The 25,379-nt window shown below is 65.4% G+C and carries 22 protein-coding genes; 15 read left to right on the plus strand and 7 right to left on the minus strand.

The features are described from left to right. Positions 1-105: 105 nt before the first annotated feature. Complete coding sequence (locus Q0105_RS03435) at positions 106-1,101, minus strand: NAD(P)-dependent alcohol dehydrogenase (RefSeq protein ID WP_298208778.1); 996 nt, start codon at positions 1,099-1,101, stop codon at positions 106-108. Positions 1,102-1,262: 161 nt separating this feature from the next. Here Q0105_RS03435 and Q0105_RS03440 point away from each other — a divergent pair, with 161 nt between their 5' ends. Next, positions 1,263-1,796: a 2'-5' RNA ligase family protein gene (locus Q0105_RS03440; protein ID WP_298208780.1), complete on the plus strand. Its 534-nt coding sequence runs from the start codon at positions 1,263-1,265 to the stop codon at positions 1,794-1,796. A 92-nt stretch (positions 1,797-1,888) separates the two neighbouring features. Here the strand turns inward: Q0105_RS03440 and Q0105_RS03445 are convergent, their stop codons facing one another. Then, the gene (locus Q0105_RS03445) at positions 1,889-2,782 is read right to left on the minus strand and encodes a LysR family transcriptional regulator (RefSeq protein ID WP_298208783.1); all 894 of its coding nucleotides are present in this window, start codon (positions 2,780-2,782) and stop codon (positions 1,889-1,891) included. A gap of 115 nt (positions 2,783-2,897) precedes the next feature. On the opposite strand from Q0105_RS03445, the gene Q0105_RS03450 reads away from it, so the two are divergent. From Q0105_RS03450 to Q0105_RS03460, 3 genes are read left to right on the plus strand one after another with little or no spacing between them, the layout of a single operon-like run. Beyond that, entirely contained in the window at positions 2,898-3,764 is an 867-nt protein-coding gene (locus Q0105_RS03450) for an MBL fold metallo-hydrolase (RefSeq protein ID WP_298208785.1), read from the plus strand. 36 nt (positions 3,765-3,800) lie between these two features. Continuing rightward, positions 3,801-4,076, plus strand: a complete 276-nt coding sequence (locus tag Q0105_RS03455) for a hypothetical protein (RefSeq protein WP_298208787.1) — start codon at positions 3,801-3,803, stop codon at positions 4,074-4,076. 3 nt (positions 4,077-4,079) lie between these two features. Then, positions 4,080-4,733 carry a DsbA family protein gene (locus Q0105_RS03460; RefSeq protein WP_298208789.1) on the plus strand — a complete coding sequence of 218 codons (654 nt, stop codon included), beginning with the start codon at positions 4,080-4,082 and terminating at the stop codon, positions 4,731-4,733. Positions 4,734-4,809: 76 nt separating this feature from the next. Here Q0105_RS03460 and Q0105_RS03465 read toward each other — a convergent pair whose 3' ends face one another. Further along, complete coding sequence (locus Q0105_RS03465; RefSeq protein WP_298208791.1) at positions 4,810-5,676, minus strand: LysR family transcriptional regulator; 867 nt, start codon at positions 5,674-5,676, stop codon at positions 4,810-4,812. A 94-nt stretch (positions 5,677-5,770) separates the two neighbouring features. Between Q0105_RS03465 and Q0105_RS03470 the strand changes: the two genes are divergently transcribed. Then, the gene (locus Q0105_RS03470) at positions 5,771-6,718 is read left to right on the plus strand and encodes a DMT family transporter (protein ID WP_298208793.1); all 948 of its coding nucleotides are present in this window, start codon (positions 5,771-5,773) and stop codon (positions 6,716-6,718) included. A 20-nt stretch (positions 6,719-6,738) separates the two neighbouring features. Here the strand turns inward: Q0105_RS03470 and Q0105_RS03475 are convergent, their stop codons facing one another. From Q0105_RS03475 to Q0105_RS03490, 4 genes are all read right to left on the minus strand, one after another. Continuing rightward, positions 6,739-7,731 carry an endonuclease/exonuclease/phosphatase family protein gene (locus Q0105_RS03475; RefSeq protein WP_298208795.1) on the minus strand — a complete coding sequence of 331 codons (993 nt, stop codon included), beginning with the start codon at positions 7,729-7,731 and terminating at the stop codon, positions 6,739-6,741. Between the two features lie 125 nt (positions 7,732-7,856). After that, positions 7,857-8,420, minus strand: a complete 564-nt coding sequence (locus Q0105_RS03480; protein WP_298208797.1) for an AAA family ATPase — start codon at positions 8,418-8,420, stop codon at positions 7,857-7,859. Between the two features lie 255 nt (positions 8,421-8,675). After that, entirely contained in the window at positions 8,676-9,026 is a 351-nt protein-coding gene (locus Q0105_RS03485) for a hypothetical protein (protein ID WP_298208799.1), read from the minus strand. A gap of 259 nt (positions 9,027-9,285) precedes the next feature. Next, positions 9,286-10,755, minus strand: coding sequence for a PLP-dependent aminotransferase family protein (locus Q0105_RS03490; RefSeq protein ID WP_298208800.1), 1,470 nt, complete (start codon positions 10,753-10,755; stop codon positions 9,286-9,288). 118 nt (positions 10,756-10,873) lie between these two features. Between Q0105_RS03490 and Q0105_RS03495 the strand changes: the two genes are divergently transcribed. The 10 genes from Q0105_RS03495 to Q0105_RS03540 all read left to right on the plus strand — a co-directional run. Then, a complete protein-coding gene (locus Q0105_RS03495) occupies positions 10,874-11,668 on the plus strand; it encodes a c-type cytochrome (RefSeq protein ID WP_298208802.1) in 795 nt (264 codons plus the stop codon). A 17-nt stretch (positions 11,669-11,685) separates the two neighbouring features. Beyond that, a complete protein-coding gene (locus Q0105_RS03500) occupies positions 11,686-13,056 on the plus strand; it encodes a cytochrome c (protein ID WP_298208804.1) in 1,371 nt (456 codons plus the stop codon). A 165-nt stretch (positions 13,057-13,221) separates the two neighbouring features. Then, complete coding sequence (locus Q0105_RS03505; protein WP_298208806.1) at positions 13,222-13,614, plus strand: thioredoxin family protein; 393 nt, start codon at positions 13,222-13,224, stop codon at positions 13,612-13,614. Between the two features lie 147 nt (positions 13,615-13,761). Beyond that, on the plus strand, positions 13,762-17,133 hold the full coding sequence (locus Q0105_RS03510) for a DEAD/DEAH box helicase (protein ID WP_298208821.1): 3,372 nt from the start codon (positions 13,762-13,764) through the stop codon (positions 17,131-17,133). A gap of 396 nt (positions 17,134-17,529) precedes the next feature. Beyond that, positions 17,530-18,123 (plus strand): ribosome maturation factor RimP, encoded by a 594-nt coding sequence (rimP, locus tag Q0105_RS03515; protein WP_298208808.1) that lies wholly within the window; start codon positions 17,530-17,532, stop codon positions 18,121-18,123. An 80-nt stretch (positions 18,124-18,203) separates the two neighbouring features. Continuing rightward, complete coding sequence (gene nusA / locus Q0105_RS03520; RefSeq protein WP_298208810.1) at positions 18,204-19,691, plus strand: transcription termination factor NusA; 1,488 nt, start codon at positions 18,204-18,206, stop codon at positions 19,689-19,691. 24 nt (positions 19,692-19,715) lie between these two features. Next, on the plus strand, positions 19,716-22,577 hold the full coding sequence (gene infB / locus Q0105_RS03525) for a translation initiation factor IF-2 (protein ID WP_298208812.1): 2,862 nt from the start codon (positions 19,716-19,718) through the stop codon (positions 22,575-22,577). Between the two features lie 39 nt (positions 22,578-22,616). Continuing rightward, the gene (gene rbfA, locus Q0105_RS03530) at positions 22,617-22,988 is read left to right on the plus strand and encodes a 30S ribosome-binding factor RbfA (protein WP_056645684.1); all 372 of its coding nucleotides are present in this window, start codon (positions 22,617-22,619) and stop codon (positions 22,986-22,988) included. 2 nt (positions 22,989-22,990) lie between these two features. After that, the gene (gene truB / locus Q0105_RS03535) at positions 22,991-23,986 is read left to right on the plus strand and encodes a tRNA pseudouridine(55) synthase TruB (protein WP_298208818.1); all 996 of its coding nucleotides are present in this window, start codon (positions 22,991-22,993) and stop codon (positions 23,984-23,986) included. After that, positions 23,983-25,379: GTP-binding protein (locus Q0105_RS03540; protein WP_298208820.1), on the plus strand; the 1,397-nt coding region annotated here is incomplete at its 3' end. The genes truB and Q0105_RS03540, both read left to right, overlap by 4 nt.

A 25,379-nucleotide genomic window follows, 5' to 3' on the forward strand; every position in this document is an offset into this window, starting at 1 on the left:
GTGTGAGCGACTTTGGGCTGCAGATATTTCAATACCTGTATAGCAATCCCTAAAATTCGGCTCTGGCGGTTGATGGGTAAGCGCTAATAGCTATCATTTTAATAGTTAAAACCAGGTCACAATCACCGCACCCCGTTTGCGCCCCGTCTGCACATACGCATGCGCCGCAGGCAATTCGGCAAAGGGGTATATGCGGTCAATCACTGGCTGCAGCACGCCCGTCTTCGCCAGCTCGATCAGCGTCGCCAGGTCGTCCGTGCGCTCTTGCGCGGGGCCGCCAATGCTGCGGCGCGTGCCGTGCGGGCGGGCCAGGAGCTCCATCAGGGTGCCTGCCACCGACAGGTAGCGGCCGTGCTCGTTCAGGCACGGCAGGCAGGCGGCAAAGCTGCTGGTGCCCACGGTGTCGGCAATCACGTCCCAGCGCATCGCGGCCTGTGTGAAATCCTGCTGCGCGTAGTCGATCACGGCGTGGGCGCCCAGTGACCGCACCAGCGGCGCGTTGCCAGCGCCGCACACCCCCGTGACCTGCGCGCCCATGTGCCGCGCCAGTTGCACCATGGCGCTGCCCACCGCGCCCGAAGCCCCAACCACCAGCACCGTCTCGCCCGCCTGCAACTGCGCTTTGCGCAGATAGTGCAGCGCCGTCAGCCCGCCAAACGGCAGGCTGGCAGCCTCTGCAAACGACAGTTGTGCGGGCTTGAGCACAAGCGGCTTGCCCGCTGGCAACACGCAATATTCGGCATGGCAACCCATGCCTGTACCCGTGACGCCGATCACGGCGTCGCCGGGCCGAAAGTCCTGTACCTCATGCCCCACGGCCACCACCACGCCCGCCATGTCGGTGCCAAGCACCGGCTGGCGTGGCCGTGTCAGCCCAAACACCAGTCGCCCCAGTACCCCAAAGCCGCGCGGCAGGTTCTGCGTGCGGATGCGCACATCGGCCGACGACACGCTGGCCGCTCGCACCCGCACCAGCACCTCGTGCGGGCCGGGCTTGGGGCGGGGCCACGCCTGCAAGGCCAGCATCTCGGGGCCGCCATAGTCGCGACAGGCCCAGGCCTGCATGGTGTCGGAAACGGAGGGGGATGCGATGGCGGACATAGGCGGCTGGCTCAGTGGATGCAAGGCGGTGCGGGGCGGCCCGCAACCGCGAAGCGTAGGCGGGTGGGTGCGGTACAGGCAACCCGACTATGGGAGGGGGCGGGCGGCGACGGCACTGCGCCGGAGCGCGGTAGGCTTGTGGTTTTCCGAAGGACTGCGTTGTGAACCCCACCCTCTACACAGTGGCGTACCCCGAATGCCCCACGCAAGACCTGCAGGTCGTTGACACCTGGCGCGCCGAGAACGACCCGGCAGGCCATGCGCTGATTCGGCCGCATTTCACGCTGGTGTTCGCCTGCAATGCGGTGGATACGCCCACCTACCTGGCCCATGTCGCAGCGAGGGCCGCGCGCACTGCGCCCATTGCATTTCACTGCCGCTATGCAATGCTGGGTGCCGATGCGCACAGCCAGCGCGCGCATGCCTATCTGGTGCCAGACGAGGGTTTTGCAGCGCTTTCTTTGCTGCACGACGCGCTGTACACGGGCCCGCTTGCAGACCACCTTCGTTTGGACCTTTCTTACACGCCCCACATCACGGTCGGCACATTTGCGTCTGCGCGGCAAGCGCAGCAATGGTGCGCGGGGCGTAATCAGGCGGGGGTCTCTTTGGCGGGTCGCGTCGCGGCGCTGTGGGTGGGTCAGGTGGTGGACGGGCGGTTTGAATCCCTGGGTCAGTTCGACCTGGTAGGGTGAGATATTTTTGATTGAAAAGTGCCTCTGGCGCTTGAAGAATAAGCGCTAACAGCTATAAAAATAGGAGCGCTTCAGATGGCTACACCTGCGCCTCACCAAGGCACCCCCGCAAACCGCTGCACCAAAAAATCCAGCAGCGCCCGCACGGCTGGCGACAGGTGCCTGCGGGATGGATACAGCGCGTGGATGGTCATCACTGGCAGGGTCCATGCGGGCAGCACTGTTTGCAACTCGCCTGCTTGCAGGTAGGGGTTGACGAGGTAGGTGGGTTGCAGCGCAATGCCGCCGCCTGCCAGCGCGGCGCGCATGAGCGTGGTGGCCTCGTTGGCGCTGAAATGGCCCGAGACGCCTACGCGCTCGGTCTCGTCATTGCGTGTGAGCTGCCACACGCTTTTGCCAAAGTTGGCGTAGCTCAGGCAGCGGTGCAGGGCCAGGTCGGCGGGCGCCTGCGGCGTGCCGTGTGTGGCCAGGTAGGCGGGCGAGGCCACCAGCACCGAATCGCAGCGTGCCAGCGGCCGCCCGATGAGCAGCGGGTCGGGCTCGGCGCTGATGCGGATGGCCAGGTCGATGCGCTTTTCCACCAGGTTCAGCGAGCCTTCGCTCGCATCCAGGTCGATCTTGAGCTGCGGGTGCTGCGCCAAAAAATCTGCAATCGCCGCGCCCATCTGCGCAAACGCAAACGACACGCTACAGGTGATGCGCAGTTGCCCGCGCAAATCGCCTTCGGTGGTGCTGGCGGTTTCTTCCACCAGGTCTTCCGACAGGGCCAGCATTTGCTGGCAGCGGCGCAGGCAGTGCTCGCCTGCGTCGGTCAGCGTCACGCTGCGGGTGGTGCGCTGCAAAAGCCGCGCTTGCAGCCACTGCTCCATCTCGCCCACATAGCGCGTGACCATGGCGCGCGACATCTCCAGCTTGTCGGCCGTGGCGCTGAAGCTGCCGCTGGTGGCCACTTCGGCAAACACACGCATGGCGGTCAGGCGGTCCATATTTGATCGATTGATGCAATAAATATGCGCATTTTATGGGGTTTATTGGATCGATTTGTGCAAATAAACTGCACCCCGTCATCAACACAAACCCCTCAAGCACTGGAGATTTCGCATGTTCCGCACCACCCTCATTGCCGCCACCTTGGCCCTTGTTTTCACCGGCGCCCAGGCCGCCCAGCCCTTGCAGGTCAAGGTGTACAACGCTGACGGCAACAGCTTCAACGTGAACTCCACGCTGGTCTATGGCGAGAAGGAAGCCATGGTCATCGACGCGGGCTTCACCCGTGCCGACGCGCTGCGCATTGCCGCCAACGTGCTCGACAGCGGCAAGGCGCTGAAAACCATCTACGTGAGCCAGGCCGACCCTGACTACTACTTTGGTGTGGAAACGCTCAAGGAGATCTTCCCCCAGGCCGACGTGGTGACCACCCCTGCCGTGCTGGAGAAGATCAACGCCAAGCTGGCCAGCAAGCTCTCGTTCTGGGGCCCCAAGATGGGCGCCAACGCCCCGCGCACGCCCGTGCTGCCCAAGGCCCTCAGCGGCAACACGCTGAGCGTGGACGGCCAGACGGTCGAGATTCGTGGCACCACGGGCCTTTTGGCGCACCGCCCCTATGCCTGGATTCCTTCGATCAAGGCGGTGGTTGGCAACATCGCGGTGACGGGCGCCAACACCCATGTGTGGACGGCTGACACGCAGACCGTGGCCGAACGCAGCGCCTGGGTGGCGCAGCTCGACGAGATGGCCGCCCTGCAGCCCACCGTGGTGGTGCCCGGCCACATGCCCGCAGGCGGCACGCTGGATGCAGCCAACATCGGTTACACCAAGGGCTACCTGCAGGCGTTCGAGAAGAATGCTGCGGCCACCAAGACCAGCGCCGAACTCATCGACGCGATGAAGAAGGCCTACCCCGCAGCGCCCGTGGACCTGTCGCTGGACATCGGCGCCAAGGTCAACAAGGGCGAGATGAAGTGGTAATGGCCGTCAAAGCAAGTTGTTGAAAGGAACCAGATCGTGACCGCAACGCAACCCCTCCACCAAGTCCTGCAGCACCTGCACGCCGGGCGCTGGAATGCGGCGCACGACCTGGTGCAACACGATGGCTCGATGCTCGCGGCGTGGCTGCATGGCATCCTGCATCTGCAAGAGGGCGATCTCGAAGATGCCGAGAACTGGTACGACCGGGCGGGCCGCCACTTCCGCAGCCGGGGCACGTTGGCTGAAGAGATTGCTGCGTTGGAGGCCACATTGGCCGCATCCGCCCCACCTGATTTTGAAGAAAGACCCTGATCCATGTCCACCATGTCTACCACCACGGTGACTTATCTGTTCGACCCCCTGTGCGGCTGGTGTTATGCCGCCGCACCCGCTTTGCACTACCTGCAGGGCGTAGAAGGTGTGTTGGTTGCGCTTGCGCCCACCGGCCTGTTTGCAGGCGCTGGCGCGCGGCCCATGGACGCGCAATTTGCCGCCTATGCCTGGGCCAACGACCAGCGCATCCAGCAGCTTACGGGCCAGCCGTTCACGCAGGCCTACCGCGACCATATCCTGGGCGCAACCAACGGTCGATTTGATTCCGGCCCCGCCACGCTGGCCTTGACTGCCGTGGCGCAGATCGCGCCCGACCGTGAGCTGGACGCCTTGCACGCCCTGCAGCACGCGCGTTACGTAGACGGCCGTGACAACGCAAACGAAGAGGTGATCGCTGAGGTGCTGCGCGCTCTGGGCCTGGCCGAAGCGGCTACCCTCACCCAGGCACCCGATGCCGCGCTGCGCAGCCGCGTGGCCGAGCGTGTGGCCCAAGCCCAGGCCACGATGCGCGCCGTGGGTGCACGCGGTGTGCCACAACTGGTGGTGGCCGGGCAGGGCGGGGCGCTGCGGCTGGTGGGTGGTGATGCGCTGCTTGGGCCGCGCGAGTCATTGCTGGCGCAGGTTCTGGCGGGTTGAGGAGTCACCCCGAAAACCGTTCGGACTGAGCCCGTCGAAGCCAAGGCACGCGGCTCAAGGGCCTTCTCCCTCCCTCTCACCGCGACAACGTCCGCACTATCTGCTCATACATCGCATCCACCGCCGGTGAGCGCAGCGACACCTTGCTGCGCAGCACCGCCACATTCATCGCGTCGAGCGGCGGCAGGTCGAACTCGGCCGGCAGGTTCTGCAAAATCTGCAAATGGGGCGGCACGCTGCAGCGTGTGAGCACCGCCACGGCCAGGCCACTTTCCACGGCTGCCAACTGGCCCGCCAGGCTGGAGCTGTGGTACACGATGCGATAGGCCCGGCGCCGAGCGGCCAGCGCCGACAAGGTGGCCTGGCGCGCCTGGCTGGCCGATTCATACACCGCCACCGGCAGCGGGTCGCGCCGCCAGGCTTCGAACTGTGCTGCACCCACCCACACCAAAGGCTCTTCGAACAAAAATTGCCCACGCTGCGGCTTGTCGCGCGAGACCAGCGCCAGGTCGAGCTCGCCGCGCGCCACGCGCGGAATCAGCGAGGTCGATTGTTCGCAGGTCAACTCGATCTCCACGCCCTGGTAGCGGTGCGAAAAACTGCGCAGCACCGGCGTGAGATAGGTCGATGCATAGTCGTCCGGAACGCCCAGCCGCACCCGGCCCGCCAGTTGCGGGCCGAACAGTGCGGCATGCGCCTCGGCCTGCAGGTCGAGCACGCGGCGTGCGTAGGACAGCAGCTCCGCGCCTGCGGGCGTCACCTCCAGATGGCGCGGCCCGCGCAGCAGCACGGGGCGGCCCAGCGCGGTCTCCAGCTTCTTGATCTGCATGCTGACCGCTGACTGCGAGCGATGCACCAGCGGCGCTGCGCCCGAGAGTGAGCCCGCATCCACTACCGCCACAAAGGCGCGCAGCCAGTCGATCTGAAAGTCTGGGTAGTTCACGGTGGGGCCTTGCTTCAATGCATTCGATTATCGGATGGTAGCCGTTCGAACTATGCGCTTTACACCATGGTGCCTATCTTCGAACATCGGTGCCATGAACTCCAAAGCCAGCATCGCCGCGCCTTCCTCTCTGCCCACCCAGCCCCGGCCTGCCAACACCCGCGAACGGGACGGCCAGTGGCTGCTGATCGCCGGGGGCGTGCTGCTGGGCACCATCGGCGTGTTTGTGGAAGAGGCGGGCCAGCACCCGCTGGTAACAGTGTGGTTCCGCTGCGTGTTCGGCGCCCTGGCTTTGCTGGCCTGGTGCCTGGCCACGGGGCGGGGGCGTGAGTTGTTGTTGCATGGCCGCGCCCGCTGGGTGGCCTGCGCCACCGGTGTGCTCATGGTGATGAACTGGGCGCTGTTCTTTGCGGCCATTCCGCGCACGTCCATCGCCGTGGCCACGGTGATCTTTCACATCCAGCCCATTTGGGTGATTGTGTTCGGCGCACTCTTTTTGCGCGAGGCCATCTCGCCCACGCAGTGGCTGGCCACGTTGGCCGCGCTGGGCGGCCTGGTGCTGACCACGGGGCTGCTTGATGGCTCTGCCACTGCCGCCGCGGCCAGCAGCAGTAGCAGCGCTTACCTGGCCGGTGTGCTGATGTGCCTGGGCGGCTCGCTCTGCTACGCGGGTGTCACGCTGCTCGCCAATACACAAAAGGCCATCAGCCCCTTTGCCATGGCGCTGTGGCAGTGCCTGGTGGGTGCGGTGGCATTGGTGTGGGCGCCGTTTGTGCTGGGCTGGCCGCCGCTGGGCGCCGCCTGGGCCTGGCTGCTGGGCTTGGGCGTGCTGCACACGGGCCTGGCCTATGTGGTGCTGTTTGCGGGCATGGCGCGCCTGGGTCTGGGGCGTATTGCGGTGCTGCAGTTTGTGTACCCGCTCACGGCCGTGCTGGTGGACTGGGCCGTGTACGGCCGCACGCTCAGCCCCGTGCAACTGGCGGGCGTGGGGCTGATGGCAGCAGCGTTGTGGACGCTGCGACGGCCCAGGCCTGCAGGCTGACTGCTGCGAACGGGTGCTTCCTACTGCGCCAGCAGCCGCACCACCACGGGCCGGTGGTCCGACCCCAGGTCGGGCCCGGTGTGTGCATCCACCACCTGCCAGCCCGGCGAGGCCAGTACATGGTCCAGCGGCAGCACCGACAGCCAGCCCCAGGCATTGGGCCAGGTAGGCAACGCATGGCCTGCGCGGCGCATGTGCAATTCCTCCGCACCAAGCCAGCCACGTGCCCAGGGTGTGGTGTTCAAGTCGCCCGCCATCACGCCCAGCCCGCCCGCCTGGGCCAGGTGCCGGGCCTCGTCCTGCAACGCCTGGTCGCGCGCGCGGGCAAAGGCGCTGCTCAGTGGGGGCATGGGGTGCAGAGCGCTCAGGTGCACGGGCTGGCCGTGCCACACCAGCGTGGCGCGCAGGCGCAGGGTGTCGTAGTCGCTGCGAGGTTGCAGTGCCTGCGCATCATCGAACGGGTAGCGCGACAGAATTGCCAGGCCAAAGGGGTCGGGCTGCGGCACGGCCAGGCGGTGTGGATAGCGCGCAGCAAGGGCCGGGTTGTTGGCCAGCGCCCGCTGTGCCTGTTCGGTGAATTCCTGAAAAAACACCACATCAGGCGCATCGGCAGATGCCAGCCACTGCACCAGCGGCGCGAAGTCGGTGGTCGCCAGGTTCAAGTTGGCGGTGCCCACCTTCAGCACCTGCGCATCGACCATGCCGGGCGCTGTGGCTTTGGGCAAAGTGGCGGGCTGCCACCCAAACGAAACAGCCAACACCAGCGCAGGCACGGGCATCCACCATCCGTGCCGCCTCAGTCGCAGCGCCGCAAGGCCCAGCGCGGCCGAGCCCACCGTGGCATAGGCCCATTGCCAATGAGCGGCCAGCTCTACCAGCCATTGCAGCCAGGGCATATGGTCTTGGGGCAGCACGCGGGCCAGTGGTGCCGTCAGCGCACCCAGGGCGCACAGCCACACCAGCCACTGGGCTCTGATGGCGAGAAGGTGTGAGATCGGGGCGTGGCTTGGCATGGTGGCGGGGTGGGGAGGTAGCCGCGCATTGTGCGCGTTGCTGCCAAGGCTGAACGCACTGGCAGGCCATGCCCCTCACATATTCAGTCAGCGTCTGGCAGTCGGCGCAGGCTGACGCAGTGGCCTCAACGTGGGCTGTCTGCCTGCGGCACGAACACCACCATTCGCTCCGCACATTCGGCTTCGCTGGGAGGTTGCCACAGGTCGCTGGCCAGCTCAAAGATGTGTGGCGGCACGGCCATCGAGAAGGTTTCCCCCTGTTCCGCGTTGCGCCGGTTGACGCGGGCGCGGCGCACATCGCGGGGGGCGTCCAGCACGTACAGCACCATTGCGTCGGCCCATGGCCCCATGCGTGCATAAAAGGCATCGCGCTGGTGCTGCTGGATCAGGCCCACCTCCAGCACCACATCGGTGCCTGTGTTCAGCACGGCATCGGCGGTTTTCCATATTTGCTCCAGGCAGCGCTGCGTGCGGGCCATGTACCAGGCCATCACGTCGGTTTCGGGCCGGTCGGGCGAGAACAGGGTGGCCATCCAGTCATCCAGATTCAGTGGCACGGCGCGGTGCTGGCGCACCAGGTGGCGGACATGGGTGGATTTGCCTGCTCCCACCGGGCCTATGACCAGGTGAATGCGAGGTGCGTTGTCTGCAGCGGCGCCGGTGCCGGCGTGTGAGGTAGCGGTGTGCATGGGAAAGGGCTCCAGAAAAGCAAAAAGCCCTCTCTGCAAGCAGGGAGAGCTTTCAATGCGACGGACGAAAAAAAGCCCTCGTCAGTGGTGGAGGGCTTTGCGTATCACACCGATCCGAAGGGGACACGATGCGATGCTGGCAGTGTAGGCGGCGGGTGTGGGCCGCGTCAACCCGGTGGCTGGCTGTGGGGGCTGGCAATGTGCCAGCACGCCAAAAAAGGCGGAATCAATGCCGCGGTGATGCGGCGAGGGTGCTCAGGCGTTGGCCAACTGGAACCGTTGGTCGAAGTTCATCTTGCCCAACACGCGCAGCGCGGCGGTGCGGGTGAGGTTGTCTACCTTGCTGATGTCCAGGCTGTAGCGTTTGGCGGTGGACACCACGTCCACACTTTTTGCGCCCCATTGCACCGCCACCAGCAGGGCGGGGCGTTGCCCGGCCTCGGCGCCCACCGATACGCCACGTTGCTCGGGAAGCAGCATGAACTCCAGGTGGGGGGTGCGTGTGAGTGTGAGGCGGTGCCCTCCCACAGGGCCCAGAGCGAAGGAGATCACCCAGTCGTCTTCGTCTTCCACGGTGAGAAACGGAACAGGCTTGGGTGTGGCCATAGCAGGGCGTTGGGGTGGTCGGGTATGCCGATGAAATCGCGGCGAATGGCCCGGATCGCGGGCGGCCGCCAGTATGCCGTTGCAGGGGCTGTAACGAGGCAGGGAGAACCCGAGGTTGGGCCGTTGCAACACGGCGAGCGACAAGGGGGTTGCAACGGGTGTGGGGCCCGGCCCGGCGGCCGCCTGTATGGGTTGCGTGCTCCTTTGTTTGATGAGTGTTTTTGGCCGCTGCCGCTTATTCAGTGTGCCTTAATTGCTCTCAATTTGATAGCTTATGAATTGGGGCATCTGCATGCGCCAGCGCCGACGCCAGTGCACCCACGGTAGCCAGGGCGGGCTCCAGGCGGTTTTGGGCGGGGTGTCCGTAGTTGATGCGCACGCAGTTCGCAAAGCGGCGGTCGGCCGAAAAAATCTGCCCCGGTGCCAGGCTGATGCCATGCTGCAGCGCCTGGTGGTGCAATTGCAGGGCATCGACCTGGGCAGGCAATTCCACCCACAAGAAGTACCCGCCCTCGGGCTGCGAGATGCGTGTGCCCGGCGGGAAGTGGCGGGCCACCGCCGCCAGCGCAATGGCTTGCTGCTGCGCCAGGCTGCGGCGCAACTGGCGCAGGTGCCGGTCGTAGCCGCCCTGGGCCAGGTATTCGGCCAGTGCCTGCTGTGATGGCGTGGCGGCCGAGAGCGTGGTCATGAGCTTGAGCCGCTGCACTGCCTGGGCATTGCGGCCCGCAGCCACCCAGCCCACGCGGTAGCCAGGGGCCAGGCTTTTGCTGAAAGAGCTGCAGTGCATCACCAGGCCTTCGCCGTCGAAGGCCTTGGCGGGCGGCGGGCGGTGCGGCGCAAAGTGCAACTCACCATACACGTCGTCTTCGATCAGTGGCACTTGGTGGCGCGCGAGCAGGGCCACGAGTTCGCGCTTCTTGGGTTCGGGCATCAGGCAGCCCAGGGGGTTCTGGAAGCTGGGCATCAGCCAGCAGGCCTTGATGGGCTGGCGCGACGATTGGCGCTCCAGGGCCTCGGCCAGTGCGTTCAGGTCGATGCCGTCGCGCGGGTGCGTGGCCACCTCCAGCGCTTGCAGGTTCAGGCGCTCCAACGCTTGCAGCGCGGCGTAGAAGGTGGGGGATTCGACCACCACGATGTCGCCGGGCTGGGTGACGGCCTCCAGGCAGAGGTTGAGCGCCTCCATGGCGCCGTTGGTGATGATGATTTCCTGGACATCCACGGCACTGCCATGCAGGCCGTAGCGCAGCGCGATCTGCTGGCGCAGGCGCTCGTCGCCGGGCGGCAGGTTTTGCACGATGGTCCAGGGATCGAGCTTGCGCATGCCGCTGCCCAGGCAGCGCGCCAGGCGCTCCAGCGGGAACAGCTCCAGGCCGGGGAAGGCCGAGCCCAGCGGCACCAGGTGGCGGTCGCGCGCCAGGCCCTGCACCTCGAACACCAGCTCGCTGATGGCCACGCCTGTGGATGTGTGTGCAGGCTGCGAGGGCAGGGGCTCGGCCGGTTGCGGTCCGGCGCCTGCTGGCAGCCGCCTGCTCACGTAGTAGCCCGAGCGCGGGCGCGCGTGGATCAGGCCCTGGGCCTCCAGCAGGTAGTACGCCTCGAACACGGTGGACGGGCTGATGCCACGTGTGCGGCTGGATTCGCGCACCGAGGGCACGCGGTCGCCGGGGCGCAGCGCACCGCTGTGGATGAGCTGGGCGATGGCATCGGCGTGGCGTTCATAGCGTTTCATGGGGTGGTGCGTTTTGATGCAAGGCAAACTGATCTGTATTTTTAACCTGAAACTGAATCTGTACTGATTTTTGTGCCGGACTTAGAGTTGCCCAAAGCTACTTACATCCCCACACCCCATGATTGATCGCACGTTTTGCCTGTTGCGCTCCGTTTCTCGCTGGCCTGCCGTGGCCGTGCTGCTGGCCTGTGCCAGCGCGGCGGCGCTTGCCGCGCCGCCTGCGGCCCCATCCCCGCACGCTTCGCCTTCCGCCTTGGTGCCCGATGCCTCCATGGCCTCGCGCGTGCTGGCCTGCACCGCCTGCCATGGCAAGGAGGGGCGGGCCACACAAGAGGGCTACTTCCCGCGCATCGCGGGCAAGCCTGCGGGCTACCTGGCCAACCAGTTGCTCAATTTTCGGGACGGGCGGCGCAGCTACCCGCAGATGACCTACCTCATCGAGCACCTCACCGACGACTACCTGCGCGAGATGGCCGAGCACTTTGCCGCGCAAGATTTACCCTACCCGCCGCCGCCTGCCCCGCAAGCCCCCGCCGCCGTGCTGGAGCGTGGCCGGGCGCTGGTGCAGCAGGGTGATGCCGCGCGCCGCATTCCGGCCTGCGTGCAGTGCCATGGCAGCGCGATGACGGGCGTGGCGCCGTCGATTCCGGGCCTGCTGGGCCTGCCGCGCGACTACCTCAACAGCCAACTGGGTGCCTGGAAGACCGGCCAGCGCCGGGCGCAGCAGCCCGACTGCATGGCCGACATTGCCCGCCAGCTGACGCCCGAGGATGTGAGCGCCGTCTCCGCCTGGCTCGCGGCCCAGCCCGTGGCGGGCGGCGGCAAGCCCGCCACCGCGCTGCCAGCCGCCATGCCCACCCGCTGCGGCGGCGTGGCCGATATCCCCGTGGCCGCTGCGGCTGCAGCGCGTTGAGAAGAAGGGGCACACCGATGAAAAAAAGCATCCTCTGGACCCTTTCTTCCGTACTGGCGGCCCTGGGTATCACCGCCGCAGCGCTGGTCACCCTGAACCTGCGCGGCGAGGCGCCGCTGCCCGCCACCGAGACCCTGCAGCCAACGCCCGCGTTGGTGGCGCGCGGCGAATACCTGGCCCGCGCGGGCAACTGCATGGCCTGCCACACCACACAGGGCGGGGCGCCGTTTGCGGGCGGGCGCGGCATCGAGACGCCGTTTGGCGTGGTGCACAGCTCCAACCTCACGTCCGACAAGGGCCAGGGCATCGGCAACTGGACATCCGCCGAGTTCTGGCGCGCCATGCACCATGGCCGCAGCAAGGATGGGCGGCTGCTGTACCCCGCCTTCCCGTACCCCAACTACACCCATGTCACGCGCGAGGATTCGGACGCGATTTTTGCCTACCTACAAAACCTGCCACCCGTGCCCGAGGCCAACCGGCCGCACGCGCTGCGTTTTCCGTACAACACACAGGTGGCGCTGGGCGTGTGGCGGGCGCTGTTTTTTACCGCCGGGCCGCCCCAAGGTAAAAAAGCGGCCCCCTTGGGGGGCAGCGACCCGCGAAGCGGCGGAGCGTGGGGGACATTTTCTTCGCCGGGCGAGCCCGTGGCCGATGCCGCGCAAACCGCCGAATACAACCGGGGCGCCTACCTGGTCAATGGCCTGGGTCACTGCACGGCCTGCCACACACCGCGCAACGCGCTGGGCGCCACCACGGACGCCAAGGCCTTCTCGGGCGGGCTGATTCCAGTGCAGAACTGGTATGCACCCGCACTCAACGCTGCTGCCGAGGCAGGCGTCAAGGAATGGGCCACCGAGGACGTGATGGCGCTGCTGCAGACCGGCGTGGCCCCGCACGGCTCGGTAATGGGGCCAATGGCCGAGGTGGTGTTCCGCAGCACGCAGTACCTGAGCGACGCCGATGCGCGCGCCATGGCGGTGTACCTCAAGGCCTTGCCGCAGCAGCCGGGCCACACTGCGCCCGATGCCGCGCCCAAGCCTCCCGCCGCTGCCATGGCGCGCGGCGCCAAGGTGTATGAGCAACAGTGCGCGCAATGCCACGGCGACCAGGGGCAGGGCGAGGCGGGCGCGTTCCCCGCCCTGGCGGGCAACCGTGCCGTGCTGCTGGTCGACCCGACCAATGTGGTGCGGGTGGTGCTGCAGGGCGGCTACCTGCCTGCCACAAAGGGCAACCCGCGCCCGCACGGCATGCCACCGTTCCAGCACCTGCTGTCGGACGACGACGTGGCGGCGGTGGCCACCTTTGTGCGCAACAGTTGGGGCAACCAGGCGGCGGGTGTAGGTACCATCGAGGTATACCGCGCCCGTGAGCGGCGCGGTCTGTAATTCCATTTCTAAACCATCCGTGTTGTTGTTGCTTCGCCTTGTCGTGCTACAGCACAGCCTGTGGCTTCGCGCCTAGACACGAATGATTTGGACATGGAATAGCCCCAGAAAACGGTCTGCATCCACCGCAGGCCGCTTGGGGCGCACGACCCAGGAGTTGCATTGATGGAAAGCCCGGCCGCGTTGCCCGATCCCGTCCCCACCGCCGCGCCAACCGCTGCGAGCTGGTGGGCCGTGTGCCTGTGCGCGGGCTGGTGTGGCACCTGCCGCGACTACCGTCCCCTGTTCGACGAGCTTGCCCGCGCGCACCCCGGTGTGCGTTTTGAGTGGGTGGACATCGAGGACGAGTCCGAGCTTGCGGGCGACCTGGATGTGGAAACCTTTCCCACGCTGCTCATTGCCGACGGCCGGCGCGCCCTGTTCCTGGGGCCGCTGCTGCCGCAGGCGCCGGTGCTGGCGCGCATGCTGACCAGCCTGCAGGCGGCAGCGCCCGGCGGTGCGGGCGCGGGGCGCGAGGCGCAAGAGGTTTTCGAGCGGGTGCGCGCCGCACGCTCGTAGTTGCTCCTATTTTTATAGCTGCTTGCGCTTTATGAATAAGCGCTAGGGCCATTTTTTATTCAAATTTCTGTGCCCATATCCCGCCCTTCCTGGTTTGAGATCCGTTCGTTGCAAGCCCAGTGCGACAAGGGCGCCTGGGCGCGTGGCATGGACTTGTACCGCCGGGGCGAGGTGGTCCGCGTCGAGATAGAGCAGGACGAGGAGGGCGGTGATGGCTGGTCGATCGAAGGCGAGGTGCAGGGCAGCCTGCCCGAGCCTTATGAGCTGTCGGTGGATTTGGTCATCTCACCGGGTGGCGAGGTCGAGTTTTGGTCTGGCGACTGCAGTTGCCCCGTGGGTGCTGATTGCAAACATGCCGTGGCGTTGACGCTGGAGGCCGCGCAACGGATGTCTGCGCCTGCGTCAGCGCCAGCGCCTTCGACCGCACAGGCGGCCAGTGCGCTCAAGGCCATGCACGAACGCAAGGAGGCCCTGGCACGCGCCGAGGCCGAGGCGCGCCTGTTGCACTGGCTGCAGGACTGGGACCGCGCCGTGGGCACCACCGCCCCACAGGTGCAGGGCACGCGCCCCGACCGGCCTGAGCGCTATCTCTATCTGGTGTCCACCATCGGGCGGTTGCGCACCATGGCGCCGCAGATGCAATTGGAGGCCGTGGTGTCCTACCCCAAGGTCACCGGCGGCTGGGCCAAGCCCAAGCAGCTTCGCACGCAGCCCGGTCCAGGGCAGGCCGTGTATGACCGCGCCAGCGACGATGACCGCCAGGTGCTGCAACTGCTGCGCGCCATGCCGCGCGGCATGGGTTACTACTCGGCCTACAGCGCCTCGCCCTCCGGCGTGCTGGAAGGCGCCGTGGGGGTGTTGGCGCTGGAGCAGGCGGCCCGCACCGGGCACCTGTTCCACGACGCGGGCGGCTCGACCGTGGGTGCCCCCTTGGGTTGGGGCGCGCCATTGACCCTGCAGTGGAGCTGGAAGGAATCCACCCCCGCCACCGCAGGCGAGAGCGCCTGGGCTTTGCAGGCCAGCCTGCCCAGCCCGACGGCCACGCTGTGCGGCAACAATCCGCCGCTGTACCTCGACCCCGCCTGTGGCGTCTGCGGCCCGGTGCAGGCCGAGGGCCTCAATGCGGCGCAGGTGGCCCTGCTGCTCCAGGCGCCAGCGCTGAGTGTTGCCGCGCTGCAAAAGCACCAGACCGAAGTCGCCAGCCGCCTGGGGGGCGTGTTGCCACTGCCGCCAGTGCTCGGCCCGCTGAAGCGGGTGCAGGGCGTGAAGCCCATCGCGCGCCTGCACCTGGCGCCAGCGCCGACCCAAGACGTGCCGGATTTGGGGCTTATCACCGCGCAACTGCAGTTCGACTACCTGGGCCATGTGGGCTGGTGGGTTGGGCAGGACCTGGGCGTGTGGGTGAACGGCGCCGACGGCAGCCAGGTGCTGCTGCAGCGCGACCCCATGGCCGAACTGGACGCGATCCAGCGCCTGATGGACCTGGGTTTGCTGGGCACCGACGACGGGCTGTTCGGTATCCCCGGTGAGCGCTCGCAGAACGACTGGATGCACTGGGCCGACAACGGCTTTGAGGTGCTGCGCGGTGCGGGCTTCGATCTCACGCTGGACGCGGCGCTGGACGGCTGGATCACACATGCCGACACGCTGGCCGTGGCCTTGCTGCCCGAGGGCGGAGGCGATGAAGCCACCTCGCCCTGGTTCTCGTTGTCTCTGGGCATGGACATCAACGGCGTGCGCCACAACATCCTGCCCTGGTTGCCCCACCTGATCGCCGCCGCCGCAGCGCAACCGACAGACCCGGCAACGGGCTTGCCCCAACTGCCTTCACACGTGTATTTACCCGCGCTGAGCGGCCCCGGTTTTGTGCGCCTGCCCACCGACAGCCTGCGGCCGTGGATGGTGGCGCTGCTGGACCTAGTGGGCGACCGCGCCCACGACTTCAACGGCGACAGCCTGAAGCTCTCGCGCATGGACGCCTTGCGCACCAGTGCGGCCCTGGGCGAGGGTGCGGTGTGGGAAGGCGCGGACGCCTTGCGCGCCATGGTGGCGGGGCTGCAGGGTGCCAGCACCTTGCCTATGGTGCCGCTGCCCGCCAGCGTGTTGGCCCAGCTGCGGCCCTACCAGCAGCAGGGTCTGAACTGGCTGCAGTTCTTGAGCGCCCACGGCCTGGCGGGCGTGTTGGCCGACGACATGGGGCTGGGCAAAACCCTGCAGACCCTGGCGCACATCCAGGTCGAAAAGGATGCCGGGCGCATGGCGGGCCCCGCGCTCATCATTGCGCCCGTGAGCCTCATGGGCAACTGGCAGCGCGAAGCCGCGCGTTTTTGCCCCGGCCTGCGCTGCCTGGTGCTGCACGGCGCGGGCCGCCACGAGGTGGCCGATGCGGTGGTCGAGCACGACCTGGTCATCGCCCCGTATTCGCTGCTGCAGCGCGACCGCGAGCGCTGGCTGGCGCACGAGTGGCACATGGTGGTGCTGGATGAGGCGCAGCACATCAAGAACGCCAGCACCCAGGCCGCGCAGGTTGCGGGCGAGCTGCAGGCCCGCCACCGGCTGTGCCTGTCGGGCACGCCCATGGAAAACCACCTGGGCGAGGTGTGGAGCCTGTTCCACTTCTTGATGCCGGGGTTTCTGGGCAGCCAGCAGCGTTTCAAGGAGGTGTTTCGCACGCCCATCGAAAAGCTGGGCGACGGCGCGCGCATGGCGCAGTTGCGCGCGCGCATCACCCCGTTCATGCTGAGGCGCACCAAGGCGCTGGTGGCCAGCGAGCTGCCGCCCAAGGTCGAGACGGTGATGCCTGTAGAGCTGAGCGGCGCCCAGGCCGACCTGTATGAAACCATCCGCCTGGGGATGGAGAAAACCGTGCGCGAGGCTCTGCAGTCTAAGGGGCTGGCCAAATCGCAGATCACCATCCTCGACGCGCTGCTCAAGCTGCGCCAGGTGTGCTGCGACCCGCAACTGGTGCCGCTCGATGCCGCCAAAAAGGTCAAGACATCGGCCAAGCTCGAGCAGCTCATGGCCCTGCTGCCCGAAATGCTGGCCGAGGGGCGGCGCATCCTGCTGTTCTCGCAGTTCACCAGCATGCTCACCTTGATTGAGGCCGAGCTGAAGAAACACAAGCTGCCCTGGGTCAAGCTCACGGGGCAAAGCCAGAAGCGCGACGCCATCATCGAGCAGTTCACCAGCGGCCAGGTGCCGCTGTTCCTCATCAGCCTGAAGGCGGGTGGGGTGGGGCTCAACCTGCCGCAGGCCGACACCGTGATCCACTACGACCCCTGGTGGAACCCGGCGGTCGAGACCCAGGCCACCGACCGCGCGCACCGCATCGGCCAGACGCAGAGCGTGTGGGTGATCAAGCTGGTGGCCCAGGGCACGATCGAGGAGCGCATCCTGGCACTGCAGGAGCGCAAGGCGCAGCTGGCGGGCAGCCTGTACAGCGGTTCTGCCGCGCGCAAGGAGCCGCTGTTCACCGAGGGCGATCTGGCGGAGCTACTTTCGCCGCTATCACTGTCATAGCTGTTTGCGCTTGATAAACGGGCGCTGCACCTTGTTTTTGCCCTGCATGGCGGCGTTGGTGCCGTGTGCGGCGCTCGCAGGCGGCTGCGCGCGGTTTTTTGCCCGCTGTAGAGCGCATTGACAACAGTTTTGTCCCTACGCGCCTTTGCAAATCAACGCTTTACACGTTACAATACGAGGCTCACGACCAAGCGGGCGGGTACTTACCGCCCGTTTTTTTTGGTCGGATGCTTTTTGAGCTCGAAGCTGTCGGAGAAGGGTCTCCGGGGGTTATCGGGTTTTTTGTTTTGGATTGACGCAAACAAGGGTGCACAGGGAGTGCATCCATAGGACGGGCCATCAGCCTGATTCCGATGTGCGTTGGTCGTGTTGTTTTACCGGGATTGAACTGAACACGTGGCATTGCAGCAAGTCGTTGAACAAATTGTGACGGGCCTGGGCTATGACCTGGTGGAGATCGAGCGCTCTGCCGGTGGTTTGCTGCGCGTCACCATCGATTTGCCTTGGGTGGCGCCGGCCGCCGATGCGCCCGAGCCCGTGGCGGATCAGTTCGTGACGGTCGAAGACTGCGAAAAGGTCACCCGCCAGCTGCAGTTTGCGCTGGAAGTGGATGGCGTGGAATACAAACGCCTGGAAGTCTCGTCCCCCGGCATCGACCGCCCTCTGCGCCACGAGCAAGATTTCGTGCGCTTCGTGGGTTCGGTCATTGATATCACCTTGAAGGCGCCCATTGGCGCTGCAGCGGGAGGCCAGGTCAACGCCACCCGCAAAAAATTTCGCGGCACGCTGGAGCGGGCCGAGGCTGGCGGCTGGCAGATCGTCTGGAGTGACGAGCCGCCGGTCAAGCCAGGTCAAAAAGTGAGCAAAAAACGCGTGCCCGCCCCTTTGCAGGCGCTGGGCTTCACCCTGGATGAACTGCGTGATGTGCGCCTGGCGTCCATCGTGGATTTCAAGGGGCGCGCAGGCAAGGCAGGGTCGGCAGCCGCCTGATTTTTTGCTGAATGAATTGGGGTGGGTGGCCGCTGCGCGCGGTTCTCGCCTTCGGGTGATTGAAACAGGAGAGTCGTTGCATGAATCGCGAATTGTTGATGTTGGTTGAGGCCATTTCGCGCGAAAAGAACGTGGAGCGTGACGTGGTCTTGGGTGCCGTGGAATCGGCCCTGGCCCAGGCTACCAAGAAGCTGTACCAGGGCGAGGTGGACATTCGCGTGTCCGTCGATCGCGACAGCGGCAACTACGAGACTTTCCGCCGCTGGCTGGTTGTGCCGGATGACGCGGGTCTGCAAAATCCTGAAGCCGAAGAACTGCTGATGGATGCGAAAGACCGCATTCCTGACATCGAAGTCGGCGAGTACATCGAAGAAGGCGTCGAGTCCGTGCCCATCGGCCGCATCGGTGCCATGGCGGCCAAGCAGGTCATCCTGCAGAAAATCCGCGACGCCGAGCGCGAAATGCTGCTCAACGACTTCATGTCGCGTGGCGAACGCATCTTTACCGGCACCGTCAAGCGCATGGACAAGGGCGACATCATTGTCGAATCCGGCCGCGTGGAAGGCCGCCTGCGCCGTGGCGAGATGATTCCCAAGGAAAACCTGCGCAGTGGCGACCGTGTGCGCGCCATGATCATGGAGGTGGACCTCACGCTGCGTGGCGCGCCCATCATCCTGTCGCGTTCGGCCCCTGAGTTCATGATCGAACTCTTCCGCCAGGAAGTGCCTGAGATCGAGCAAGGCCTGCTGGAGATCAAGTCCTGCGCTCGTGACCCTGGCTCCCGCGCCAAGATCGCCGTGCTCTCGCACGACAAGCGCGTGGACCCCATCGGCACCTGCGTCGGCGTGCGTGGCACCCGCGTGAACGCGGTGACCAACGAACTCGCTGGCGAGCGCGTGGACATCGTGTTGTGGTCTGAAGACCCCGCCCAGTTCGTGATTGGTGCGCTGGCCCCGGCCAATGTGTCCTCCATCGTGGTCGATGAAGAAAAACACGCCATGGACGTGGTGGTGGACGAAGAAAACCTCGCCATCGCCATCGGCCGCGGCGGCCAGAACGTGCGCCTGGCGTCTGATCTGACCGGCTGGAAGATCAACATCATGGACGCCGCCGAAAGCGCGCAAAAGCAGGCCACCGAGACCGACACGGCCCGCAAGCTGTTCATGGAGCGGCTCGATGTGGACGAGGAAATCGCCGACATCCTCATCGCCGAAGGCTTCAACAGCCTGGAAGAAGTGGCCTACGTGCCGCTGCAGGAGATGCTGGAGATCGAAAGCTTCGACGAAGACACCGTCAATGAGCTGCGTGCCCGTGCCAAGGATGCGCTGTTGACCATGGAAATCGCCCGCGAGGAAAGTGTTGACGAGGTCTCTCAAGACCTGCGCGACCTCGAAGGCCTCACCCCCGAACTGATTGCCAAGCTGGCTGACGGTGGTGTGCATACACGTGACGACCTGGCCGATTTGGGCCTAGATGAACTGACCGACCTGACCGGACAGTCTGAAGAAGAAGCCAAAGCCTTGATCATGAAGGCGCGCGAACACTGGTTCGCGGGGCAGCAAGAGTAAAGGTCAGGGAGGCACGAACCATATATGTCCAGTAATACTGTCGCCGAGTTTGCAACCGAACTCAAAAAATCGCCTGAAACCCTGCTCGACCAGCTCAAGGCTGCCGGCGTGGGCAAGTCCGCTTCCTCCGACGCTCTGACGGAGTCGGACAAGCAAAAATTGCTGGCCTATCTGCAGGCCAGCCATGGCACGGCATCCGCCGACCGCAAGAAGATCACGCTGGTGAAAAAATCCACCAGCGAGATCAAGCAGGCCGACGCCACGGGCAAGGCACGCACCATCCAGGTGGAAGTGCGCAAGAAGCGCACCTTCATCCAGCGCGACGAAGGCGCCGAGGCGGTGACTGAATCCGCTGCCAACATGGCAGAAGAAGCGGCTGCGAGCGAAGACCTCGAACTGTCTCGCCGCGAGGAAGAAGCCCGCCGCCAGGCCGAGCTGATCCGCCGCCAGGAGACCGAGCTCGCTGAAAAGCGTGCCGAGCGCGAAGCCCGCGAAAAGCGCGAGCGCGAAGCCGAAGAGCGCGCTGCCGCCTACGCCGCCCAGGAAGCCGAGAAAAAGGCCCAGGCCTCTGCCGAGAAGCAGGAAGCCACGCGTGAGCAGGCGGCCGAAGCCGCTGCACGCGCCGCTGCTCAGGCTGAAGCCCGCGAAAAGGCGGCTGCCGAGTCCCAGGCGCGCTCCGACGAAGAAGCAGCCCGTGCTGCCGATCTGGATGCCCGCCGCCGCAAGGCCGAAGCCGAGGCCGCCGCAATCCGCTCCATGATGGCCACGCCCAAGAAGGCGGTCATGGTCGCCAAGAAGCCCGAGGAACCCAAGCCTGTGGCCAAGCCCGCAGCCGTGGGCGACGCCAAGAAGGGCACGCTGCACAAGCCCGCCGTGGGTGCGGGTGGCGCGCGTGCGGGTGCTCCGGCTGCTGCCGGGGCTGGCGCTGGCGCTGGCAAGGAAGTCAAGTCCGCCAAGCTGTCGTCCAGCTGGGCTGGCGACACCGCCAAGAAGAAAGAAATCAAGACCCGTGGCGACAGCAGTGGTGGCGTGGGCCGCAACAACTGGCGCGGTGGCCCGCGTGGCCGACGTGGCGATGGCCGCGACCAGCGTGATGACCACCACCAGCAGTCTGCCCAGGTGGAAGCCCGCATCATTGAAGTGCACGTGCCCGAAACCATCACGGTGGCGGAGCTGGCGCACAAGATGTCGATCAAGGCCTCTGAAGTGATCAAGGCGCTGATGAAGATGGGCCAGATGGTCACCATCAACCAGCCGCTGGACCAGGACACCGCGATGATCGTGGTGGAAGAACTGGGCCACAAGGCCGTGGTGGCTGCGCTGGACGATCCAGAAGCGTTCACCGACGACGATTCGCAGCAGCAGAACGCTGAGTTGCTGCCACGCGCGCCGGTCGTTACCGTCATGGGCCACGTGGACCACGGCAAGACCTCGCTGCTCGACTACATCCGCCGCGCCAAGGTCGCTGCGGGCGAAGCCGGCGGCATCACGCAGCACATCGGTGCCTACCACGTGGAAACACCACGCGGCATGGTGTCGTTCCTCGACACCCCCGGCCACGAGGCCTTCACGGCCATGCGTGCCCGTGGTGCCCAGGCGACCGACATCGTGATTCTGGTCGTGGCAGCGGACGACGGCGTCATGCCCCAGACCAAGGAAGCCATCAAGCACGCCAAGGCGGCTGGTGTTCCTATCGTGGTGGCCATCACCAAGTCCGACAAGCCCGATGCCAACCCAGACCGCGTCAAGCAAGAGCTGGTGGTGGAAGAGGTGGTGCCGGAAGAGTACGGTGGCGATTCGCCTTTTGTGCCAGTGTCTTCCAAGACCGGCATGGGCATCGACACGCTGCTCGAACAGGTGCTGCTGCAGGCCGAAGTGCTGGAGCTGAAGGCGCCGGTCGATTCGCTGGCCAAGGGCCTCGTGATCGAAGCCCAGCTCGACAAGGGTCGCGGCCCTGTGGCCACGGTGCTGGTGCAGTCCGGCACGCTCAAGGTGGGCGACGTGGTGCTGGCCGGCCAAACCTTTGGCCGCGTGCGCGCCATGCTGGACGAAAACGGCCGCGTGGCCAAAACGGCCGGTCCTTCGATCCCTGTGGAAATCCAGGGCCTGACCGAAGTGCCGCAGGCGGGCGACGAGTTCATGGTGCTCACCGACGAGCGCCGTGCACGTGAAATCGCCACCTACCGCGCTGGCAAGTTCCGCAACACCAAGCTGGCCAAGCAGCAGGCTGCGAAGCTCGAAAACATGTTCGCCGACATGACAGCGGGCGAAGTGAAGATGCTCCCCATCATCGTCAAGGCCGACGTGCAGGGTTCGCAGGAAGCGCTGTCGCAGTCCTTGCTCAAGCTGTCCACGGACGAAATCAAGGTCCAGCTGGTGTACGCCGGTGTGGGTGGTATCAGCGAGTCCGACGTCAACCTGGCGATCGCCTCCAAGGCCATCGTGATCGGCTTCAACGTGCGTGCCGATGCCGGTGCGCGCAAAACAGCCGAAAGCAATGGCGTCGATCTGCACTATTACAGCATCATTTACGACGCCGTGGATGAGCTGAAGGTGGCGATGTCCGGCATGCTGGCCCCCGAGCAGCGCGAGGAAGTCATCGGCACGGCCGAGATCCGCACGGTGTTCGTGGCCACGAAGATCGGCACGATTGCCGGTTCGTACATCACCTCGGGCATGGTCCATCGCAATGCACGTTTCCGCCTGCTGCGCGACAACGTGGTGGTCTATACGGGCGAAGTCGATTCGGTCAAGCGCCTCAAGGACGATGTCAAGGAAGTCAAGGAAGGCTTCGAGTGCGGTATCAAGCTCAAGAACTACAACGACATCAAGGAAGGCGATCAACTCGAGTTCTTTGACATCAAGGAAATCGCACGCACGCTGTAAGGCGAAGCGACGACGACGAGAGCGAGCAACAACAACGACATGGCCGCGAAGAAATCCGCCACTCCCAACCGCGCCTTCAAGGTGGCCGATCAGATCCAGCGTGATCTGACGGAGCTGATCGCGCGCGAGTTGAAAGACCCGCGCGTGGGCATGGTGACGCTGCAGGGCGTGGAGGTCACCCCTGACTACGCCCATGCCAAAGTGTTCTTCAGCCTGCTGACGGGCGACCCGGTGGAAACGCAGGCAGCGCTCAACCAGGCTGCGGGCTTCCTGCGCAACGGCCTGTTCAAGCGCCTGCACATCCACACGGTGCCCACGCTGCATTTCGTGTTCGACCGCACCTCCGAGCGTGCGGCCGACATGAATGCCTTGATCGCCAAGGCTGTCTCTTCCCGCGCAAAAGAGGACTAGCCATGCAGTCAGCGCCACGCACCAGGGTGCAGCGGCGCCCTGTGCATGGGGTGTTGCTGCTGGATAAACCGCTCGGCCTGTCGAGCAACGATGCCTTGCAAAAGGCGAAATGGCTGCTGCGCGCCGAAAAAGCGGGCCACACCGGCACGCTTGACCCGCTGGCTACCGGCGTGCTGCCCCTGTGTTTTGGCGCGGCCACCAAGTTCAGCCAACTGCAGCTTGATGCCCCCAAAACGTATGAAGCCATTGCGCTGCTGGGCACCACCACCACCACCGGCGATGCCGAGGGCGACGTGGTGCAACGCTGCGACGTGGACCCCGCCCAGCTCACCCCCGAGCGCTTGGCTGCCGTGCAGCAACAGTTCACCGGCCCCATCCGCCAGGTGCCGCCTATGCACAGCGCGCTCAAGAAAGACGGCAAGGCGCTGTACGAGTACGCACGCGCAGGTATCACGGTGGAGCGCGAGGCGCGTGACGTCGTCATTCATGCATTAAAACTGGTGCTGGCGCCCATAGATAAAGCGCAACCAGCTATCAAAATAATAGTAACCTGCAGCAAAGGCACCTACATTCGTACCCTGGGTGAGGACATCGGTGCCGCGCTGGGTTGTGGGGCGCACCTGACCTTTCTGCGCCGCATCGACACCGGTGGGCTGGGTGTGGAGCGCTGCGTTACGCTGGCCCAGTTGGAAGCCATGCCCGAGGACGAACGTCTTGCCAGCCTGGAGGCGCCCGAGTCGCTGCTGGCCGGCCATGTGCGTGTCACGCTGGATGGCGAAAATGCCGCTCGTTTCCTGTCGGGCGTGCGCCGCCGTGGCGTCTGGCCAGACGCCAGCGCCGTGGCGGTTTTTGGAGAAAACCCCTCGGCATTGTTGGGGGTGGGCCACATCGTTGGCGGGGAGCTGGTGCCGGGCAGGCTCCTGAGTCCGCTGGAAATTCAACAAATCTTGGAAAGCAAGCCGCATGAGCAAACCAGCGGCACATTGGAAAAACTATGACTAAACAGATCCGCAACATCGCCATCATCGCCCACGTTGACCATGGCAAAACCACCATGGTCGACCAACTGCTGCGCCAGTCCGGCACCTTCGCCGACCACGAAAAGGTCGTCGATACCGTGATGGACAACAACGCGATTGAAAAAGAGCGTGGCATCACCATCCTGGCCAAGAACTGCGCCGTGAGCTGGGAAGGCACGCACATCAACATCGTCGATACCCCCGGCCACGCGGACTTCGGCGGCGAGGTGGAACGCGCCCTGTCCATGGTGGACAGCGTGGTGTTGCTGATCGACGCGCAGGAAGGCCCCATGCCCCAGACGCGTTTCGTGACCAAGAAGGCCCTGGCCCTGGGCCTGCGCCCCATCCTGGTGGTGAACAAGGTGGACAAGCCCGGTGCCAACCCCGACAAGGTGGTGAACGCCGCGTTCGACCTGTTCGACAAGCTGGGCGCCACCGATGAGCAGCTCGACTTCCCCGTGGTCTACGCCTCGGGCATCAACGGCTGGTCGTCGCTGGAAGAGGGCGCACCGGGCGAGCAGTGGGGCCCCGACATGTCGGCCCTGTTCAACACCATCCTGAAGCACGTGCCCCCGAACTCGGGCGACGCGAGCGCGCCGCTGCAACTGCAGATCTCTGCGCTCGACTTTTCCACCTTCGTGGGCCGCATCGGCGTGGGCCGCATCAGCCAAGGCACCCTGAAGCCGATGATGGACGTGGTCGTCATGGAAGGCCCGGACGGCAAGGCCGTCAAGGGCCGTGTGAACCAGGTGCTGACCTTCCAGGGCCTGGATCGCATGCAGACGCCCCAGGCTGGCCCTGGCGACATCGTGCTGATCAACGGTATTGAAGACATCGGCATCGGTGTGACCGTGACCGACCCCGCCAACCCCGCGCCGCTGCCCATGCTGAAGGTGGACGAGCCCACGCTGACCATGAACTTCTGCGTCAACACCTCGCCCCTGGCAGGCCGTGAAGGCAAGTTCGTGACCAGCCGCCAGATCTGGGACCGCCTGCAAAAAGAACTGCAGCACAACGTGGCCCTGCGCGTGAACGAAACCGACGAAGAAGGCATCTTCGAAGTGATGGGCCGTGGTGAACTGCACCTGACCATCCTTTTGGAAAACATGCGCCGCGAAGGTTATGAGCTGGCCGTGTCCAAGCCCCGCGTGGTGTTCAAGGACATCAATGGCGAGAAGTGCGAGCCTATCGAGTTGGTGACTGCCGACATCGAAGAAGGCCACCAGGGCGGCGTGATGCAAGCCCTGGGCGAGCGCAAGGGCGAGCTGGTGAACATGGAGCCGGACGGCCGTGGCCGCGTGCGCCTGGAGTACCGCATCCCGGCCCGTGGCCTGATCGGTTTCACCAACGAATTCCTGAACCTGACGCGCGG

It is taken from the genome of Acidovorax sp. (assembly GCF_027492855.1).
In the GTDB taxonomy this organism is placed as follows: domain Bacteria; phylum Pseudomonadota; class Gammaproteobacteria; order Burkholderiales; family Burkholderiaceae_C; genus Acidovorax.

Excerpts from the sequence above, each read along its gene's own strand:
- Q0105_RS03435 (WP_298208778.1), bottom strand. The coding sequence starts at position 1,101 with ATGTCCGCCATCGCATCCCCCTCCGTTTCCGACACCATGCAGGCCTGG.
- Q0105_RS03445 (WP_298208783.1), bottom strand. The coding sequence starts at position 2,782 with ATGGACCGCCTGACCGCCATGCGTGTGTTTGCCGAAGTGGCCACCAGC.
- Q0105_RS03450 (WP_298208785.1), top strand. The coding sequence starts at position 2,898 with ATGTTCCGCACCACCCTCATTGCCGCCACCTTGGCCCTTGTTTTCACC.
- Q0105_RS03460 (WP_298208789.1), top strand. The coding sequence starts at position 4,080 with ATGTCCACCATGTCTACCACCACGGTGACTTATCTGTTCGACCCCCTG.
- Q0105_RS03470 (WP_298208793.1), top strand. The coding sequence starts at position 5,771 with ATGAACTCCAAAGCCAGCATCGCCGCGCCTTCCTCTCTGCCCACCCAG.
- Q0105_RS03475 (WP_298208795.1), bottom strand. The coding sequence starts at position 7,731 with ATGCCAAGCCACGCCCCGATCTCACACCTTCTCGCCATCAGAGCCCAG.
- Q0105_RS03480 (WP_298208797.1), bottom strand. The coding sequence starts at position 8,420 with ATGCACACCGCTACCTCACACGCCGGCACCGGCGCCGCTGCAGACAAC.
- Q0105_RS03485 (WP_298208799.1), bottom strand. The coding sequence starts at position 9,026 with ATGGCCACACCCAAGCCTGTTCCGTTTCTCACCGTGGAAGACGAAGAC.
- Q0105_RS03490 (WP_298208800.1), bottom strand. The coding sequence starts at position 10,755 with ATGAAACGCTATGAACGCCACGCCGATGCCATCGCCCAGCTCATCCAC.
- Q0105_RS03495 (WP_298208802.1), top strand. The coding sequence starts at position 10,874 with ATGATTGATCGCACGTTTTGCCTGTTGCGCTCCGTTTCTCGCTGGCCT.
- Q0105_RS03500 (WP_298208804.1), top strand. The coding sequence starts at position 11,686 with ATGAAAAAAAGCATCCTCTGGACCCTTTCTTCCGTACTGGCGGCCCTG.
- Q0105_RS03505 (WP_298208806.1), top strand. The coding sequence starts at position 13,222 with ATGGAAAGCCCGGCCGCGTTGCCCGATCCCGTCCCCACCGCCGCGCCA.
- Q0105_RS03510 (WP_298208821.1), top strand. The coding sequence starts at position 13,762 with ATGGACTTGTACCGCCGGGGCGAGGTGGTCCGCGTCGAGATAGAGCAG.
- nusA (WP_298208810.1), top strand. The coding sequence starts at position 18,204 with ATGAATCGCGAATTGTTGATGTTGGTTGAGGCCATTTCGCGCGAAAAG.
- infB (WP_298208812.1), top strand. The coding sequence starts at position 19,716 with ATGTCCAGTAATACTGTCGCCGAGTTTGCAACCGAACTCAAAAAATCG.
- rbfA (WP_056645684.1), top strand. The coding sequence starts at position 22,617 with ATGGCCGCGAAGAAATCCGCCACTCCCAACCGCGCCTTCAAGGTGGCC.
- truB (WP_298208818.1), top strand. The coding sequence starts at position 22,991 with ATGCAGTCAGCGCCACGCACCAGGGTGCAGCGGCGCCCTGTGCATGGG.